The following is a 16,602-nucleotide window of genomic DNA, read 5'->3' as shown; positions in this document are numbered from 1 at the left end:
TTCAAATTGTCTTTCATACTTGCAGGCGCTTTCCGGCGGGTGATCGTAGTAGGCCTCCTCGATGCGGGTCAGCCGGTAGCCGCAGGCGGCGAATGTGCGGCGCATGGCCTCATTCGAGAGACGCGTCTCGCCGCAGATCCGCGGCAGCCCGGCCGCCTGCAGCAGCTCCGTCGCCGCGCGCAGAAGTCCCGCCGCCAGCCTGCGCCCGCGGTACGCCGGGTGGACCGCGAGGTTCATGATCTTGCCGTAGTCCCGCTCGCCCTGCCAGTTGTAGACGAACACGTCGCCAACGATGCGCCCATCGTCCAGCAGGGCCAGATAGACCGCCCGCTCGTCCGCCAGCAGCTCCCGCCAGTCCTCCTCCGTCCAGTGATCCTGCGGGAAGCACAGCCGGTCAAAGGCAACGATGGCGTCATATTCCGAAAGTGTGAGTCGTTTTTGTTCCATATTCTTCTCCAAGCACCCTCCCCAGGAAATCCATAACGGCCGCGAGGTATCTTTCCCGGTCGGCCATATAGCTCATGCCGTGCCCGGCGGCGGGAAAGGTCAGCAGGGTCTTATCTGCGGCGCGGCAGCAGGCACAGTTCTCCCGCCCCATGGCGCAGGGGACGAAGCGGTCGTCCTCGCCGTGGAGGAAGAGGACGGGCGTGTCGCAGCGTGACGCCAAGGTACTTCACAGCCGCGCCCCCATTCACAGGCCCAGAATGCTGATGACGCCGTGCCGCGCAAAGCTGGCCTCTGCCCACGGCGCGGCCTCGTCGATGACGGCCCGCCAGTCTGCATCGTCCCGGCTGCGCGCCGCGATGCGCTCCCACTGCCCGGGGGAGACGGGCGTGACGCCGAAATAGTCAAACTCCGGCAGGACGCCGCCGAACAGCTCCGTCAGGCGCAGTGCCTCCCACCGCTCGTCTGCGAGCAGGATGGAGCCGGGTAGCCAACACCGCCCGCGCCAGCGCCCCGGCTGGAACTCAAAATAGCAGCTCCCCTGCCGCTCCGACGCCGGGATAAAATAGCGCATCAGCGGTTCATCAGCGGGGAGACGACCGGCTTGCCGTCGCGGTCGAGCAGCGGCGTCAGGCCGCCCGCATTGCCGCTGGCGTGGAAGAGATCGTTCACGCCTGTCTCCTTGTCGACCCAGATCTCGGTGATCTGCAATGCTCCCTGTGTGTAAACGCGCTCAAAGCGCTGCTCCTTTGCCATAATCGGTCCCTCCGTTTGTTGATCTCTGCGTTCATCGTACCACAGAAGCGTGGATTTTGCAACGTGTTTTGTCCGGAGCGGCGTACAGGCACAAAGTTCATTGTATTCTCTCCATGGCACAAAGCAAGCCCCCTTCGCCGCATTGGCAAAGGGGGCTTGTTCGGTTTTCTTCGTCCCCGGCGGGACGTTTTAGGGGTTTTCTTTCTTCGGTCTCCATACGCGGCCCAGCCAGAGGCATTCCGCCAGCAGGGAGGCCGTGATGAGCGCACCGGTAACGGAATAATTCCGGATGCCCAGCAGGAGCGGACCGAGCGAGACGAGGGCGCAGACGCCCGCTGCGATCCGCGCTGCGGCTGCAAGTCCCCGCTTTCCGGTCGCGGCGTACAGCGCCAGCAGGACCAGCAGGACACAGGTGCCAAGTGCCGTAAAGAGCGGCGCAAAATTCGCATAGCCGAACGGCGTGAGGTCAAAATAGGAATACAGCTCCCGGACCGGCGCGGCGTCCGGGCGCGCAAACTGCAGCACCGCACCATAGGGCAGGGCCTCCAGGATCAGTGCGAGCACGGGAAGGAGCAGAAGCAGCAGGCGTTTCTTCATGGCGAGTCCTCCTCACTATATATTGGATCAAATAATAATCTACGCACACCCGCAGGCACATTTCGCGCGAAGTGCATGCACAAATCCGGCAGGATTTATTTCGTTCAAAAAGCATCCGGTCAAATGTATTAGGGATGAATTCCCAATTTGCGTTATGGGTTCATCGTCCTTATACATAATATTTAGTATATTTTGCATCCAGGGAAGTCCTGTCCGAAAGTGATCTATCCTCCGGATGTGATGCGTGAAATTTGATGCTGGCGCATCAAGTGATATGAAATAAATCCACTTACGCCCGCAGGCATTTCACTTGGCGAAGCCATATTTCACGCGCGAAGCGCATTTCACAAATCCGACAGGATTTATTTCGTTGAAAAAAACCGGTTGTCCGCTGGACAACCGGTTTTTTCTGGTGCGCGAGGCGGGACTTGAACCCGCACGTCCGGAGTGGACACTAGAACCTGAATCTAGCGAGTCTGCCAATTCCACCACTCGCGCATACGATATATACCGTCCGGAATTTCGGACTGCTCGCATATTATAGCACGGCGGCAATGGCTTGTCAATCCCTTTTTTCGGCGGGAAGCGGATTTTTCCGGTATGTTCTGGCAGCCATGGGGATATACTCCCTGTGGCGGGTGAGCGATTTGTAGGCCGGACGGTACAGGCGGCCGCCGGTGAGGACCTCCTCCATGCGGTGAGCGCACCAGCCCGTGATGCGCGCGACGGCGAACAGCGGCGTAAAGAGGTCAGGCGGGATATCCAGCATCTGATAAATGAGGCCGGAATACATATCCACATTGGCGCACATGACCTTTTCATGCCCCGTGATCTCGGCAAACATGCGCGGCGTCACACGCTCGACCGCCTCCATCAGCTCCAGCTCGTCGAGCATGCCGCGCTGGGCGGCCAGCGTGCGGGCGCTCTGCCGCAGGATGACGGTGCGCGGATCGGACAGGGTATAGACCGCGTGTCCCATGCCGTAAATGAGGCCGCTGCCGTCGCCAAGCTCGCGGCGCAGGATGCGGCCGACGCAGTCGGCCACGGCGTCATCGTCCTTCCAGTCGCGGACGGTCTGCTTGATGAGGGAGAACTGCGCCAGCACCTGCCGGTTCGCGCCGCCGTGCTTCGGACCCTTCAGCGAGGCGACGGCCGCGGCGATGGCGGAATAGGTGTCCGTCCCCGTGGACGAGACGGAGCGGCAGGTGAACGTGGAGTTATTGCCGCCGCCGTGCTCCGCATGGCACACAAGGCACAGGTCGAGCAGCCGCGCCTCCTCTTGGGTGAAGTGCTTGTCCGGGCGGATCATGCGCAGGAAGTTCTCCGCCGTGGACAGCTCCGGCTCCGGCCGGTGGAGATAGAGGCTGTCGTTGTCAAAATAATGCCGCTTTACAACATAGGCATAGGCCGCGATGACCGGGAAGCGCGCAATGAGCTCGATGGACTGGCGCATCATATTCTCGACACTCAGGCTGTCCGGGTCCGGGTCGCAGGAATACAGGGCAAGGACGGACCGCCCGAGCTTGTTCATGACGTTGTGGCTCGGATTTTTCAGGATCATGTCCTCTGTAAAATTCTGCGGCAGATCCGTAAAATCATGCAGCAGACGCTTGAACATGTCGTACTGCTCCTGATCGGGCAGGTGGCCGAAGAGCAGCAGGTACGCGACCTCCGGAAAGCCGAAGCGCTGCTCGCGGATGTAGCCGTCCACCAGGTCGGACAGGTCGTAGCCGCGATAGATCAGGCGGCCGGGCATGGGTACGCGCTCGCCGTCCTCGATGGTATAGCCGAGGACATTGCCGACGGCCGTGCAGCCGACCATGACGCCGGTGCCGTCGTCGTTGCGCAGGCCGCGCTTGATGTTGCTGTTCGTCCGCGCCTCGAGATTCAGGTTGTTATGAACGCGGTAATCCGCGCATAGAGTGTGAAGGAGCTCGTCAAAGCGCTCATCGACCACGGGAATCGCCTCCTTGCCTGTCGTATAGTCGTATATTTATCCCTAATTGTACCAGCCCGTGCGCTCCACGTCAAGTGCGGGTTTTCGAACGCCGCGCCCTGCGCGGGGAAAGGAGCAAGCTATGATCCGGAAATTTTTCGCCGCCCTTGGCTGCGCCGTGCTCGGCGCGGCCGTGATGCTGCTGGCGCTGCCGCTGCTGCCGAAGCAGCTTCTGCCGCACGGGAGGGCCGAGACGCTCGCCGCGACGGAGGCGGAGACCGCGCCCGCAGAGCCTGCGGACGAGCCGTTCGACGAGGCTGTGACGCTGCGCGTGCTTGTGGACGGGACCGTGCGTGAGCAGGCGCTGCACGACTACCTTGTCTGCGTGCTGCTGGCGGAGGTGCCGTCCGGCTTTGCGGCCGAGGCGCTCAAGGCGCAGGCCTGTGCCGCGCGGACATTCGCCCTGCGGCAGGCCGGGGCGGGCAAGCACGCGGAGGCCGACGTCTGCGCCAGCGCCGCCTGCTGCCAGGGCTGGTGCGCCCCGGAGCAGTGGCCGGAGCACGCGGCGGCGGAGGCGGCCGTGACGGAAACGGACGGGCTTGCCGTCGTCTATGACGGGCAGCTCATCGACGCGACGTATTTTTCCTGCTCCGGCGGGCGGACGGAGGCGGCCGTTGCCGTCTGGGGCGGTGAAATTCCATATCTGCAGTCCGTTCCCAGCCCCGGCGAGGAGGACGCGCCGCGCGAAACGGAGACGCTGACGTTCACGGCGGAAGAATTCCGGGACCGCATCACGCCCGCGCGGCCGGACGCCGACCTTTCCGGTACGCCGGAGACCTGGTTTGGGACCGTCCGCTATACGGCGGGCGGCGGCATCGGGACGCTGGAGCTGGGCGGCGCGTCATTCACGGGTACGGAGCTGCGCCGCCTGCTCGGCCTGCGCTCGACGGACATCGAGTTTTCTCCGCAGGAGGACGGCGTGACGGTCACGACGCACGGCTTCGGCCACCGCGTCGGCCTGAGCCAGTACGGCGCGGAGGCCATGGCGCAGGCGGGCAGGCGCTTTGATGAGATTCTGCTGCACTACTATCAGGGCACGGAGATTCGAAGGCTGACGCTGGACGGCGAGAAATAATGATTATGGAATGGAAATCGCGGAGGCGGGGCGTTCCCGGCCCGGCGCATTGCTGCCGATTTGTACAGGTCACCGTTAAAATGAGGATGGCCCCCGATTTGTCATTGCGAGGAGCGAAGCGACGTGGGAATCTCGTGCAGGCAGTTCCGTTTTCGCCGGGAGTGCCTTGTGATCCGGCCGAGTGCTGCTGAGATTGCCACGGCCCCGTTGGGGCCTCGCAATGACAAATCTGGGAGCATTGCGCCATTGAACTCATGCCACCAATATTGCCAGCCTACATGGCGCCCTGAGCGCGAAGCGCGAGGAAGTGCCCTTGGAGTGCAATCTCGGGAAGGCAGTTACGTTTTCGCCGGAGCTTTCGTGATATCCAACATGGTACTGCGAGATTGCCACGTCGGCCTGCGGCCTCCTCGCAATGACAAGTCGGGGGCTATTACCGTTTTATCGCCAACCTGTACGTATCGGCAGTGTAGCGCCGGGCCCGGCTGTCCGCTCCCCTACAACGCGCTGCTGATCCTCAGAACAGGTCCAGCATGGCATCGAGGTAAATGGCCTCACGGACATGGATCTGATACTCCGGCTTTGTCATGTAATACAGGAGAAACTCCAGTGCCATCGCGCTGCCGAGGCCGCGGCCCTCGAACTTGAACTCGGAAAAGCCCAGCGGCAGGCGGATATCCCGGATGTCACCGGTGCTGAGGAAGCCGGGATTTTCCATTGCTCTGGAGAAGCGGTAGCCCTGCGCGGCGTCCGGCGCGGTGCAGCGGTGCTCCGGGCCGGGCTCGCCGAGGTTCTTGCGGCTGACGGCCTCATAACACGCGCGGCGGTCCGGGCAGCCGAAGCGGCAGCATTCGTTGCACAGGAATTCGACCTTCGCCTTCTCCTGCGGCGAGAGGGCACGCAGCTGCTCCAGCGCCGGATTCAGGCGGAAATCCGGCACGACATACCGAAACTCCGGCCGCGCCAGCTCCTGACGGAACGCAGCGAAGTCCGTCAGGACCTTTGTCGTGGACGAAACGAGGTACAGCCCCGGATAACGCTGCCGCAGGTGATCCACCAGCAGGTCGGAATGGACAATGATTCCGTTTTCTCCGCTCGATTCGAACAGGCGGCACAGCGCATTGCAGCGCGGGTCGGCCAGGTGCTCCGGCCGCAGCAGGGAATTGCTGAACGTCAGGCGGGCGGAGATACCGTAGTCCCGCAGCAGGGCAAGCGCGTCGCGCGGGTCGCAGTCGCCGCAGCTGACGCGCCCGCCGCCCCAGAGGCAGCCCTCCGGCGCGCCGTAGATCGAGCCAATGCCGCACCAGTCATAAAAATACTCCCGGTGCTCAAAAAACAGCGGCAGAAACAGGCGGTAGAGCGCATAAAATTCAAACAGCCCGGGCAGATGATACTGCGCAGTGAACTGATCCATCGGTCCCCTCCATGGCATGGTATTTTTATTTTATTGTACCACGCGCGTCAATGCGGGGGATGCGCAGGGCCGCCAATTATGCGTTGTAGGGGAGCGGACAGCCGGGCCCGGCGCAGTGCTGCCGAAATGAACAGGCTGTCATTAAAATGACGATGGCTCCCGATTTGTCACTCCGAGGAGCGAAGCGACGTGGGAATCTCGTGCAGGCAGTTCCGTTTTCGCCGGGAGTGCCTTGTGATCCGGCCGAGTGCTGCTGAGATTGCACCCCAAGGGCACTTCCTCGCGCTTCGCGCTCAGGGCGCCACGGCCCCGTTGGGGCCTCGCAATGACAAATCTGGGAGCATTGCGCCATTGAACTCATGCCACCAATATTGCCAGCCTGCATGGCGCTCACTGAGCGCCGCTACAGACGCAATCGGTGCATACCGTTTTCACGGTGGCCGGTACGGGGCGTCAGTGCCTTCCCGAGATTGCCACGGGCGCAAAGCGCCCTCGCAATGACAAACCCGAGAGCTTCACGCCATATTACATTATAAAAAGGGCCGGACGTGCAGTCCGGTCCTTCTCTATTTCATTCAGCCCAGGATATAGACGGTGCACATGCGCACGCCGAAGTCCCAGCACTCGGCATAGGTGTCAAAATACAGGTCGATCTTATTGCCCTTGATGCCGCCGCCGATGTCCTCGGCCACGCAGTAGCCATAGACATACTGGCCGTCGTTTGAAACGACATACATCTTCGTACCGAGCGGGATGACGGTCGGGTCGACCGCGATGGCGCCCACGCGGGCCAGCGTGCCGGAATAGGTGTGGCCGACATAGCCCTCGCAGGTGTAGGCCGTGGCGGAGCAGGTCATCACATCGACGTAGGTGTAGCTCTCGCCGGAGGACGTCATGATGACGTTGCCGCTCGTCTCGGCGGAGCCGTCATAGCGTGAGCCGCCGGAGGACGACGAGCCGGACGAGGAGCTGCCGGAGGCCGTGCCGGACGAGGCGGCAGGGGCTGCCTGCTCCGCAGGCTCCGGATCGGCGGGCTGCTCCATGATGGTGCGGTCAACGCCGCGGATGACGAGCTGGGTGACGGGCTTCGTTTGGACCGTCTCCTGCACGACGGTGCGGGAGACCTCCTTGCCGTTGCGGTAGGTGACCTCGCTCTTGACGTGGGTCAGGCCGTTCTGCCCGGCCACGAGGACAATCTCGGCATCCGGCTCGAGATCGGGGTCCTCATAATAATTGACGGGGTAGGGAACGGTCGTGTCCTCCTCCTCGATGCGCGTCTCCGTGTGCACGAGCTCAATGGTCATGCCGTCGTAGGTCTGCGTCTCGCTGCTGCACGAGAGCGTGTCGCCCGCGCCCGGCGTGATGCCCATGCGGGCCAGCAGGGAGCCGGTCGTTTCGCCGTAGGTGCCGATGACGCTCTGCGCGCCGCGGTTGATGACCGTGACCATCTGCATGCGGCGGACGGTGATCTGATTCATGCCGTCGGCATAGCCGGTCTCATAGGTATCCTCCTCCTCGAGCTCGATGCCCGCCTCGGTGAGCACCTCATAGGGATCGGAGCTGTAGGAGCGGTGGACGGTGACGCGGTCGCCGTCCGTGATAATATAGCTGGTCTGGGCAAAGACGGTCTGCGAAAGCAGCGCGCCGACAGCGGCGGCCAGCACCGCGACGACGATGAGCCGCCGCAGCCACGCCCGGCGGCGCGGATGTTGTGTGCTTCTTTGCATGCTTGCCTCCTCCAATTTCTGAGAATTTTCGCTGCAGCGGCGGGTTTTGTTTGCGGGCTGCAACTATTGTTACTATATTGTAACTACCGCGCAATTATAACATTCTTTCACGATTTGTCAAGCTTTTTTCTTATTTTCCTGTTTTTGTCAAACTTTTTATGCTATTATTTCCGTTTTCCGGCGGACTAAATATCCGCATACACGGCGCGCGGAGGCACAAGATATTGTGAAAGGATTACAAAACGGTTAACATAACGGCCACAAAACGCAACCTCCCCGCCGCAGGCAAAAAACTTTGCCCGCACCGCTTGACACGGCCGGGCAAACGTGCTATATTGGCGATATCAAAGAGGCTGTGACGAAGACCGGAACAGGCCCGGTTGCCCAGAGAGGGAGCGGTTGGTGAAAGCTCCTGCACCCGCCTGCCGCCGAACCGCTTCCGAGCCGCTCCGCTGAACTTCCAGTAGGCTGAGCCGGGTGCGCCCGTTACCGCGCCAACGAGCGGCAGCGCCATGCGCTGCAAGCAGGGTGGAACCGTGGAATACAGGATCTGTATCTCACCCCTGATTGGATCAGGGGTGATTTTTTTGAACCTCTGATAAAATCAACAAGCGTGAATGGCAAGATATTTTTTGTCAAGCCAAGGTTTGGAAAACGCCGGAATACTGGTATGTATTTCAAGTTTTCCGAACCGATGGATTGGCGAAAAAGATCTGGCAGGCACCGCAGTTGATTTTATACAGAGGTTCCCTTATTGCCCCTCAGAATGAAGGAGGAAACACCATGTCCGAAGAAAATCTGTACACGTTTGAAAACGAGGCCTATCGCAAGACGTACTGGCACACCTGCTCCCATGTGATGGCGCAGGCCGTCAAGCGCCTGTATCCGCAGGTCAAGCTGGCCATCGGCCCGTCCATCGACAGCGGCTGGTACTACGATTTTGATGCAGACTTCAGCTTCACGCAGGAGCACCTCGACGCCATCGAGGCCGAGATGAAGAAGATCTGCAAGGAAAAGCTCCCCCTCGTCCGCAGCGAGAAGCCGCGCGCCGAGGCCGTGGCCTATATGGAGTCGCTCGGTGAGCCGTATAAGGTCGAGCTCATCAACGACCTGCCTGAGGATGCCGTCATCTCGTTCTACACGCAGGGTGAGTTCACGGACCTGTGCGCAGGCCCGCATCTGGACAGCACCGGCCGCATCAAGGCAAACGCCTTCAAGCTGACGCAGTGCTGCGGCGCTTACTGGCGCGGCGATTCGAAGCGCAAGATGCTCCAGCGCATCTACGGCATTGCCTTCCCGAAGAAGGAGGAGCTGGACGAATACCTGCAGAAGCAGGAGGAGGCCCGCAGGCGCGACCACAACAAGCTCGGCCGTGAGCTGGAATACTTCACGACCGTCGACGTTATCGGTCAGGGCCTGCCCATCCTGCTGCCGAAGGGCGCGCGCGTCATCCAGACGCTGCAGCGCTGGGTCGAGGACGAGGAGGAAAAGCGCGGCTACCTGCTGACGAAGACGCCGCTGCTGGCCAAGCGCGAGCTGTATAAGATCTCCGGCCACTGGGACCACTACCTCGACGGCATGTTCGTCCTCGGCGACCCGCACGACGAGACGAAGGAATGCTTCGCTCTGCGCCCGATGACCTGCCCGTTCCAGTATCAGGTCTACCTGAACCGCGCCCGCTCCTACCGCGACCTGCCGATGCGCCTCGGCGAGACGTCCACGCTGTTCCGCAACGAGGACTCCGGCGAAATGCACGGCCTCATCCGCGTGCGCCAGTTCACGATCTCCGAGGGCCACATCGTGCTGCGCCCGGATCAGCTGGAGGAGGAGTTCAAGCACTGCCTCGATCTTGCCAAGTACTGCCTCGGTACCGTCGGCCTGCTCGAGGACTGCACGTTCCGCTTCTCGCAGTGGGATCCCGCGAACCCCAACAATAAATATGAGGGCACGGCCGAGCAGTGGAACGAGGCACAGGAGATCATGGGGCGCATTCTCGACGACCTCGGCGTGAAGTACACCGTTGGCTTCGACGAAGCCGCGTTCTACGGTCCGAAGCTCGACATCCAGTATAAGAACGTCTTCGGCAAGGAGGACACCCTCGTCACCATCCAGATCGACATGCTGCTGGCCGAGCGCTTCGGCATGGAGTACACCGACCAGAACGGCCAGAAGGTCCGTCCCTATATCATTCACCGCACGAGCCTCGGCTGCTACGAGCGCACGCTGGCCTACCTCATCGAGAAGTACGCAGGCGCGCTGCCGCTGTGGATGATGCCGACGCAGGTCCGCGTTCTGCCGATCACCGACCGCGCGCACGACTATGCGCAGGAGATCGTCGACCGTCTGCGCGACGCGGGCATCCGTGCCGAGTCTGACTACCGCAGCGAGAAGCTCGGCTACAAGATCCGCGAGGCCCAGATGCAGAAGATCCCGTATATGCTCGTCGTCGGCGACCGCGACATGGAGAACCAGACCGTGTCCGTCCGCACGCGTGCCGGTGTGGATCTCGGCGCCATGAGCGTAGACGATTTCCGCACGAAGTGCCGTGCGGAGATCGACACGAAGGTCCGCGACTGAAAGAAGCCGTTCCCCGGAGCACATGCTCCGGGGAATTTTTCGGCACGGCCGCCAGCCGGGCGTTGTAGGGGAGGAACATGTCCCTCCCGGCGCTGCACTGTCGATTCGTACAGGCCACCGATAAAAACGTAAAAACCAATTGCGTCTGTAGCGGCGCTCGTTGCACAAGGCCGCTGCGCGAGAGAAAAATGTAGCGGCGCTCAGTGAGCGCCTTGGGCAGTTGCAGATTACCGGGGAGTCCGTCGAGCGTACAGGCTTTCAGGTTTGTCATTGCGAGGAGGCGCAGCCGACGTGGCAATCTCGGGAAGGCAGTTACGATTTCGCCGGGAATGCCTTGTTATCCGACCATGTTCTGCGAGATTGCCACGTCCCCTTCGGGGCCTCGCAATGACAAACTTGTAGGCATCGCGCCGCCGAATTACTACCGCAATACCTGCAACTGCCTTAGGCGCTCACTGAGCGCCGCTACAGACGCAATCGGTGCGTGCCATTTTAACGGCGGCTTGTACGGACTGCAAGTGTATCGCCGGTCGGGGCATGCCCCGACCCTACAATGGCGTTCTGCCGTCCTTTTTCGGCAAAATTATGAACTTTTTGCAAAACGATAAAAAAGGATTGATTTTGTCCGAAAAAAATCGTAATATATAGATGCGAAACTACGGGAAACGTAGTGCAGAAGTAATTTAGCGGCTGCTCCGGCAGCCGGACAGTTCAAAGAAAGAGGTAATCCAAAATGGCTGAAATCGATCTGAAGCAGTATGGGATCACCGGCACCACCGAGATCGTGCACAATCCTTCCTACGAGATGCTCTTCGCGGAAGAGACCAAGCCCGAGCTCACCGGCTACGAAAAGGGCCAGGTCAGCGAGCTGGGTGCCGTGAACGTTATGACCGGTATCTACACCGGCCGTTCCCCCAAAGACAAGTACATCGTCGTGGACGAGAACTCCAAGGACACCGTGTGGTGGACGTCCGACGCCTACAAGAACGACAACCATCCCATGACCGAAGAGACCTGGAAGGCTGTCAAGGACATCGCTCTGAAGGAGCTGGGCAGCAAGCGCCTGTTCGTCGTCGACGCATTCTGCGGCGCGAACAAGGACACCCGTATGGCCATCCGCTTCATCGTCGAGGTCGCATGGCAGGCCCACTTCGTCACCAACATGTTCATCAAGCCGACGGAGGAAGAGCTGAAGAACTTCAAGCCGGACTTTGTCGTCTACAACGCCTCCAAGGCGAAGGTCGAAAACTACAAGGAGCTCGGTCTGAACTCCGAGACCTGCGTGGCCTTCAACATCACCTCCCGTGAGCAGGTCATCATCAACACCTGGTACGGCGGCGAGATGAAGAAGGGCATGTTCTCCATGATGAACTACTACCTGCCGCTCAAGGGCCTGGCCTCCATGCACTGCTCCGCCAACACCGACATGAACGGCGAGAACACCGCCATCTTCTTCGGCCTGTCCGGCACCGGCAAGACCACGCTGTCCACCGATCCGAAGCGCCTTCTCATCGGCGACGACGAGCACGGCTGGGACGACAACGGCGTGTTCAACTTCGAGGGCGGCTGCTACGCCAAGGTCATCAACCTTGACAAGGATTCCGAGCCCGACATCTACAACGCCATCAAGCGCAACGCCCTGCTCGAGAACGTCACGCTCGACGAGAACGGCAAGATCGACTTTGCCGACAAGTCCGTCACCGAGAACACCCGCGTCTCCTACCCGATCAACCACATTCAGAACATTGTCCGCCCGATCTCCTCTGCGCCCGCTGCGAAGAACGTCATCTTCCTGTCCGCAGATGCCTTCGGCGTTCTGCCTCCCGTTTCCGTCCTGACCCCGGAGCAGACGAAGTACTACTTCCTCTCCGGCTTCACCGCGAAGCTGGCCGGCACCGAGCGCGGCATCACCGAGCCGACCCCGACGTTCTCCGCCTGCTTCGGCCAGGCCTTCCTCGAGCTGCATCCGACGAAGTACGCCGAAGAGCTCGTCAAGAAGATGGAAAAGAGCGGCGCAAAGGCCTATCTGGTCAACACCGGCTGGAACGGCACCGGCAAGCGCATCTCCATCAAGGACACCCGCGGCATCATCGACGCCATCCTGAGCGGCGCGATCCTGAACGCCCCCACGAAGAAGATCCCGTACTTCAATTTCGAGGTCCCCACGGAGCTGCCCGGCGTCGATCCGAAGATCCTCGATCCGCGCGACACCTATGCTGATGCTTCCCAGTGGGACGAGAAGGCAAAGGATCTGGCCTCCCGCTTCGTCAAGAACTTCGTCAAGTACGAGGGCAACGAGGCCGGTAAGGCTCTGGTCGCCGCAGGCCCGAAGGCTGAGTAATTGCATATTTTCCGAACAGGCCGCAGCAATGCGGCCTGTTTTTTACTGCCGGAAAATCCCCTTCAGGCTTTTCCGGCAATCGGGCCGCAGTCCGCTGCTCGCACGGATCGTCCGCCTGCGGGCGGCGAACTCTGCGAGGCTTTTTTGCACACCGAAATGGACTTGCGATGCGCCTGCGCATCCCCTGTCACGCAAAATTCTCTGCGCCGAGGGCTACCATTTTCCCGTCAAAGCTGGTATAATGGGAAAAAAATCTGCTTGCAGCAGGGAAGGGAGCATATTATGGGTCTGATCAAAGCCGGCGCCGGCTCGCTCGGCGGCACGCTCGCCGATCAATGGAAGGAATTTTTCTACTGCGACGCGTTGTCGCCGGAGGTGCTGGCCGTCAAGGGCCAAAAGCGCGTCTCCGGGCGCAGCTCCAACACGAAGGGCAGCGACAACATCATCTCCAACGGCTCCGTCATTGCCGTGGCGGACGGACAGTGCATGATGATCGTGGAGCAGGGCAAGGTCGTGGAATTCTGCGCCGAGCCGGGCCAGTTCGTCTTTGACGCCTCGACCGAGCCGAGCATCTTTACCGGCTCATTCGGCAAGAGCCTGCTCGATACGTTCAAGACCGTAGGCCGCCGCTTCACCTTCGGCGGAGACACGGGCAAGGACCAGCGCGTTTACTACTTCAACACCAAGGAGATCGTGGACAACAAGTTCGGCACGGCCACCCCGATCCCCTTCCGCGTCGTCGACCGCAACATCGGGCTGGATATCGACGTGTCCGTCCGCTGCAACGGCGTGTATTCCTACAAAATCTCCGACCCCATGCTGTTCTACACGCATGTGTGCGGCAATGTCGAGGGCGACTACAAGCGCTCCGAGATCGACGGCATGCTCAAGACGGAGTTCATCAGCGCGCTGCAGCCCGCCTTTGCCCGCATCTCCGAGCTGGAGGTCCGCCCGAGCGCCCTGCCCGCCCACGCCGAGGAGCTTTCGACGTTCATGAACGAAACGCTCTCTCGCAAGTGGGGCGAGCTGCGCGGCCTGCAGGTCGTCTCCATTGCCATGAACCCCATCAGCCTCCCCGAGGAGGACGCAGAGCTCATCAAGCAGGCGCAGCGCACGGCCATGCTGCGCGATCCGTCCATGGCGGCTGCCACGCTCACGGGTGCACAGGCCGAGGCCATGAAGACCGCCGCCGGGAACAAGAACGGCGCGATGATGGGCTTCATGGGCATGGGCATGGCCCAGCAGGCAGGCGGCCTCAATGCGCAGGAGCTTTATGCCATGGGCCAGCAGCAGAAGGCTGCACCGGCTGCACCGGCTGCAGACGGCTGGAAATGCAGCTGCGGCGCAACGGCGACGGGCAACTTCTGCCCGAGCTGCGGGGCAAAGAAGCCGCAGCCTGCCGCAAACGGCTGGACGTGCACCTGCGGCCAGAGGAACACCGGAAAATTCTGCTCTGCCTGCGGCAAGCCGCGCCCTGCCGAGGGCTGGACCTGCGCCTGCGGCACGGTGAATCAGGGCAAGTTCTGCCAGAACTGCGGCGCGAAGAAGCCCGCGAACGAGCCGCAGTACCGCTGCGACAAGTGCGGCTGGCAGCCGGAGGATCCGCGCCATCCGCCGAAATTCTGCCCCGAGTGCGGCGATCCCTTTGACTTCAACGATCAGGTCTGACGAAAGGGTGGGAACCTCGCATGGCTGAAACGATCCAGTACAAATGCCCCTGCTGCGGCGGCCGCCTGGAATTCGACAGCGGCCTGCAGAAGATGAAGTGCCCGTACTGCGACACGACCTTCGACGTAGAGACGCTCGAGGGCTACGACGACGCGCTGAAGCAGGACGCCGCGGACGACATGCACTGGGACGCGGCGCAGCAGCCGTGGGACGACGTGCAGATGGGCGTTTACACCTGCAAGAGCTGCGGCGGCGAGCTGGTGTGCGACGAGAGCACCGCCGCGACGGCCTGCCCGTTCTGCGGCAATCCCATCGTGCTGACCGGCCGCCTGTCCGGCGACCTGAAGCCCGATTACGTCATTCCCTTCAAGCTCGACAAAAAGGCGGCCGAGGCCGCCCTGCGCAACCATATGAAGGGCAAGCGCCTGCTGCCGAACCTGTTCCGCAGTGAGAACCGCATCTCCGAGGTCAAGGGCGTGTATGTGCCGTTCTGGCTGTTTGACGCCGACGCCGACGCCCACATCCGCTACCACGCGACGCGCATCCGCACCTGGAGCGACCGCGACTATGACTACACCGAGACGCAGCACTATGCCGTCCTGCGCAGCGGCGACCTCAGCTTCACCCACGTCCCGGTGGACGGCTCATCCCGCATGCCGGACGACCTGATGGAATCCATCGAGCCGTTTGACTTCTCCAGCGCGGTCGATTTTCAGACGGCCTACCTGTCCGGCTATCTCGCCGACCGCTATGATGTGAACGCAGACGACAGCATCGGCCGCGCGAACGAGCGTGTGAAAAAGAGCACGGAGTCCGTGTTCGCCTCGACCGTCGTGGGCTATCACACCGTCGTGCCCGAGAACACATCCGTCCGCCTGGCAAACGGCAGGGTGCGCTATGCGCTCTACCCCGTGTGGCTGCTGAACACCGTGTGGAACGGCAAAACGTTCTCGTTCGCCATGAACGGCCAGACCGGCAAATTCGTCGGCGACCTCCCCGTGGACAAGGGGAAGAAGTGGCGCTGGTTCAGCCTTGTCAGCGGCATCGCGGCAGCGGCAGCCTATGGCCTTGTGTGCCTGTGGCAGCTGCTGCACTGAGGGAGGGCACGGATATGAAACGAACGCTTACCCTGCTCACGCTGCTGCTTGCCCTGCTGGCGCTGCTGGTCCTGCCCGCTGCAGCGGCGGATCTGCCCCGGCTGGTGGACAACGCAGACCTGCTGATGGCGGATGACGCGGAAGCGCTGCTGGCCGACCTCGACAGCCGCAGCGAGGCGCTGCAGTTCGACATCGTCATCGTGACCGTCGACTCGCTCGACGGCGAAACGCCGCGGAATTACGCGGAGGACTTCTTCTGGTACAACAACTACGGCCTCGGCGAGGACCGCGACGGCGCGCTCCTGCTCGTGGCCATGGACACGCGCGACTGGTACATCGCCACGCATGGCTTCGGCATCACCGCCATCACGCCCGCCGGGCGAGAGGCCATGGTGGACCGCTTCCTGCCCCAGCTCTCGAACGCTGAATATGCCGCGGCATTTTCCACATTCGCGGAGGAATGTGAGGATTATGTCAACCAAGCGAGAAACGGCTCGGCCTATGACACGGGGAACCTGCCTGACGAGCCGTTTGAAGCGCCGGGCTTCCTGTGGGTCGTGGCCTGCCTGCTGTTCGGCGCGCTCATCGGCGGCATCACGGTCGGCGTGATGGCAGCGAAGCACAAGACGGTGCGCCGCCAGCCCGCTGCGAACAGCTATGTTGTGCAGGACAGCCTGCACCTGACGCAGCAGTCCGATCTGTTCCTCTATGCCAACACGACGCGCACGGCGCGCCCGAAGGACAACGACCGCAGCGGAAGCGACGCGCATTCCGGCTCCGGCGGCTCGTCGTTCGGCGGCGGCGGGGGAAAGTTCTGATACTGATTCCTGATTAAAACATTTAATCAGGAATCCCGTGTGCTACGCACACTCGCATCGTGCTGACGCACGCTGCGCCGTCTCATGCAGAA

Annotated in this window: 14 protein-coding genes and 1 tRNA gene; 6 read left to right on the top strand and 9 right to left on the bottom strand. The window is 61.6% G+C overall.

Annotated features, from left to right (window positions below; all coding sequences use genetic code 11):
* From ACMKFF_RS09220 to ACMKFF_RS09190, 7 genes are all read right to left on the bottom strand, one after another.
* On the bottom strand, positions 1 to 447 hold a 447-nt coding region (locus tag ACMKFF_RS09220; protein WP_419496747.1), incomplete at its 3' end, for a GNAT family N-acetyltransferase.
* Complete coding sequence (locus ACMKFF_RS09215; RefSeq protein WP_419496746.1) at positions 413 to 667, bottom strand: prolyl oligopeptidase family serine peptidase; 255 nt, start codon at positions 665 to 667, stop codon at positions 413 to 415. The genes ACMKFF_RS09220 and ACMKFF_RS09215, both read right to left, overlap by 35 nt.
* A 24-nt stretch (positions 668 to 691) precedes the next feature.
* On the bottom strand, positions 692 to 1,018 hold the full coding sequence (locus ACMKFF_RS09210; protein WP_419496745.1) for a hypothetical protein: 327 nt from the start codon (positions 1,016 to 1,018) through the stop codon (positions 692 to 694).
* Positions 1,018 to 1,200 carry a DUF6440 family protein gene (locus ACMKFF_RS09205; RefSeq protein WP_419496744.1) on the bottom strand — a complete coding sequence of 61 codons (183 nt, stop codon included), beginning with the start codon at positions 1,198 to 1,200 and terminating at the stop codon, positions 1,018 to 1,020. Before ACMKFF_RS09205 ends, ACMKFF_RS09210 begins: the two co-directional genes overlap by 1 nt.
* A 189-nt stretch (positions 1,201 to 1,389) precedes the next feature.
* Positions 1,390 to 1,797, bottom strand: coding sequence for a hypothetical protein (locus ACMKFF_RS09200; protein WP_419496743.1), 408 nt, complete (start codon positions 1,795 to 1,797; stop codon positions 1,390 to 1,392).
* A 410-nt stretch (positions 1,798 to 2,207) separates the two neighbouring features.
* Positions 2,208 to 2,295, bottom strand: a tRNA-Leu gene (locus tag ACMKFF_RS09195).
* Between the two features lie 64 nt (positions 2,296 to 2,359).
* The gene (locus ACMKFF_RS09190) at positions 2,360 to 3,754 is read right to left on the bottom strand and encodes a citrate synthase (protein ID WP_419496742.1); all 1,395 of its coding nucleotides are present in this window, start codon (positions 3,752 to 3,754) and stop codon (positions 2,360 to 2,362) included.
* A 121-nt stretch (positions 3,755 to 3,875) separates the two neighbouring features.
* Between ACMKFF_RS09190 and spoIID the strand changes: the two genes are divergently transcribed.
* On the top strand, positions 3,876 to 4,868 hold the full coding sequence (gene spoIID, locus ACMKFF_RS09185) for a stage II sporulation protein D (protein WP_419496741.1): 993 nt from the start codon (positions 3,876 to 3,878) through the stop codon (positions 4,866 to 4,868).
* 517 nt (positions 4,869 to 5,385) lie between these two features.
* Here the strand turns inward: spoIID and ACMKFF_RS09180 are convergent.
* Both ACMKFF_RS09180 and ACMKFF_RS09175 read right to left on the bottom strand, forming a co-directional pair.
* Positions 5,386 to 6,282: a hypothetical protein gene (locus tag ACMKFF_RS09180; protein WP_419496740.1), complete on the bottom strand. Its 897-nt coding sequence runs from the start codon at positions 6,280 to 6,282 to the stop codon at positions 5,386 to 5,388.
* A 575-nt stretch (positions 6,283 to 6,857) separates the two neighbouring features.
* Positions 6,858 to 8,009, bottom strand: coding sequence for a 3D domain-containing protein (locus tag ACMKFF_RS09175; RefSeq protein WP_419496739.1), 1,152 nt, complete (start codon positions 8,007 to 8,009; stop codon positions 6,858 to 6,860).
* 783 nt (positions 8,010 to 8,792) lie between these two features.
* On the opposite strand from ACMKFF_RS09175, the gene thrS reads away from it, so the two are divergent.
* The 5 genes from thrS to ACMKFF_RS09150 all read left to right on the top strand — a co-directional run bounded on the left by thrS (position 8,793) and on the right by ACMKFF_RS09150 (position 16,510).
* Positions 8,793 to 10,586 carry a threonine--tRNA ligase gene (gene thrS / locus ACMKFF_RS09170; protein WP_419496738.1) on the top strand — a complete coding sequence of 598 codons (1,794 nt, stop codon included), beginning with the start codon at positions 8,793 to 8,795 and terminating at the stop codon, positions 10,584 to 10,586.
* A 733-nt stretch (positions 10,587 to 11,319) separates the two neighbouring features.
* Positions 11,320 to 12,927 (top strand): phosphoenolpyruvate carboxykinase (ATP), encoded by a 1,608-nt coding sequence (gene pckA, locus ACMKFF_RS09165; protein ID WP_349134671.1) that lies wholly within the window; start codon positions 11,320 to 11,322, stop codon positions 12,925 to 12,927.
* 282 nt (positions 12,928 to 13,209) lie between these two features.
* A complete protein-coding gene (locus tag ACMKFF_RS09160) occupies positions 13,210 to 14,595 on the top strand; it encodes an SPFH domain-containing protein (RefSeq protein ID WP_419496737.1) in 1,386 nt (461 codons plus the stop codon).
* 20 nt (positions 14,596 to 14,615) lie between these two features.
* Positions 14,616 to 15,692 (top strand): hypothetical protein, encoded by a 1,077-nt coding sequence (locus ACMKFF_RS09155; RefSeq protein ID WP_419496736.1) that lies wholly within the window; start codon positions 14,616 to 14,618, stop codon positions 15,690 to 15,692.
* A 14-nt stretch (positions 15,693 to 15,706) separates the two neighbouring features.
* A complete protein-coding gene (locus ACMKFF_RS09150; RefSeq protein ID WP_418465304.1) occupies positions 15,707 to 16,510 on the top strand; it encodes a TPM domain-containing protein in 804 nt (267 codons plus the stop codon).
* Positions 16,511 to 16,602 lie beyond the last annotated feature (92 nt).

Source organism: Faecousia sp., assembly GCF_048519415.1.
Lineage (GTDB): Bacteria > Bacillota > Clostridia > Oscillospirales > Oscillospiraceae > JAZOXB01.
This window is presented reverse-complemented; position numbering and strand designations above follow the sequence as displayed.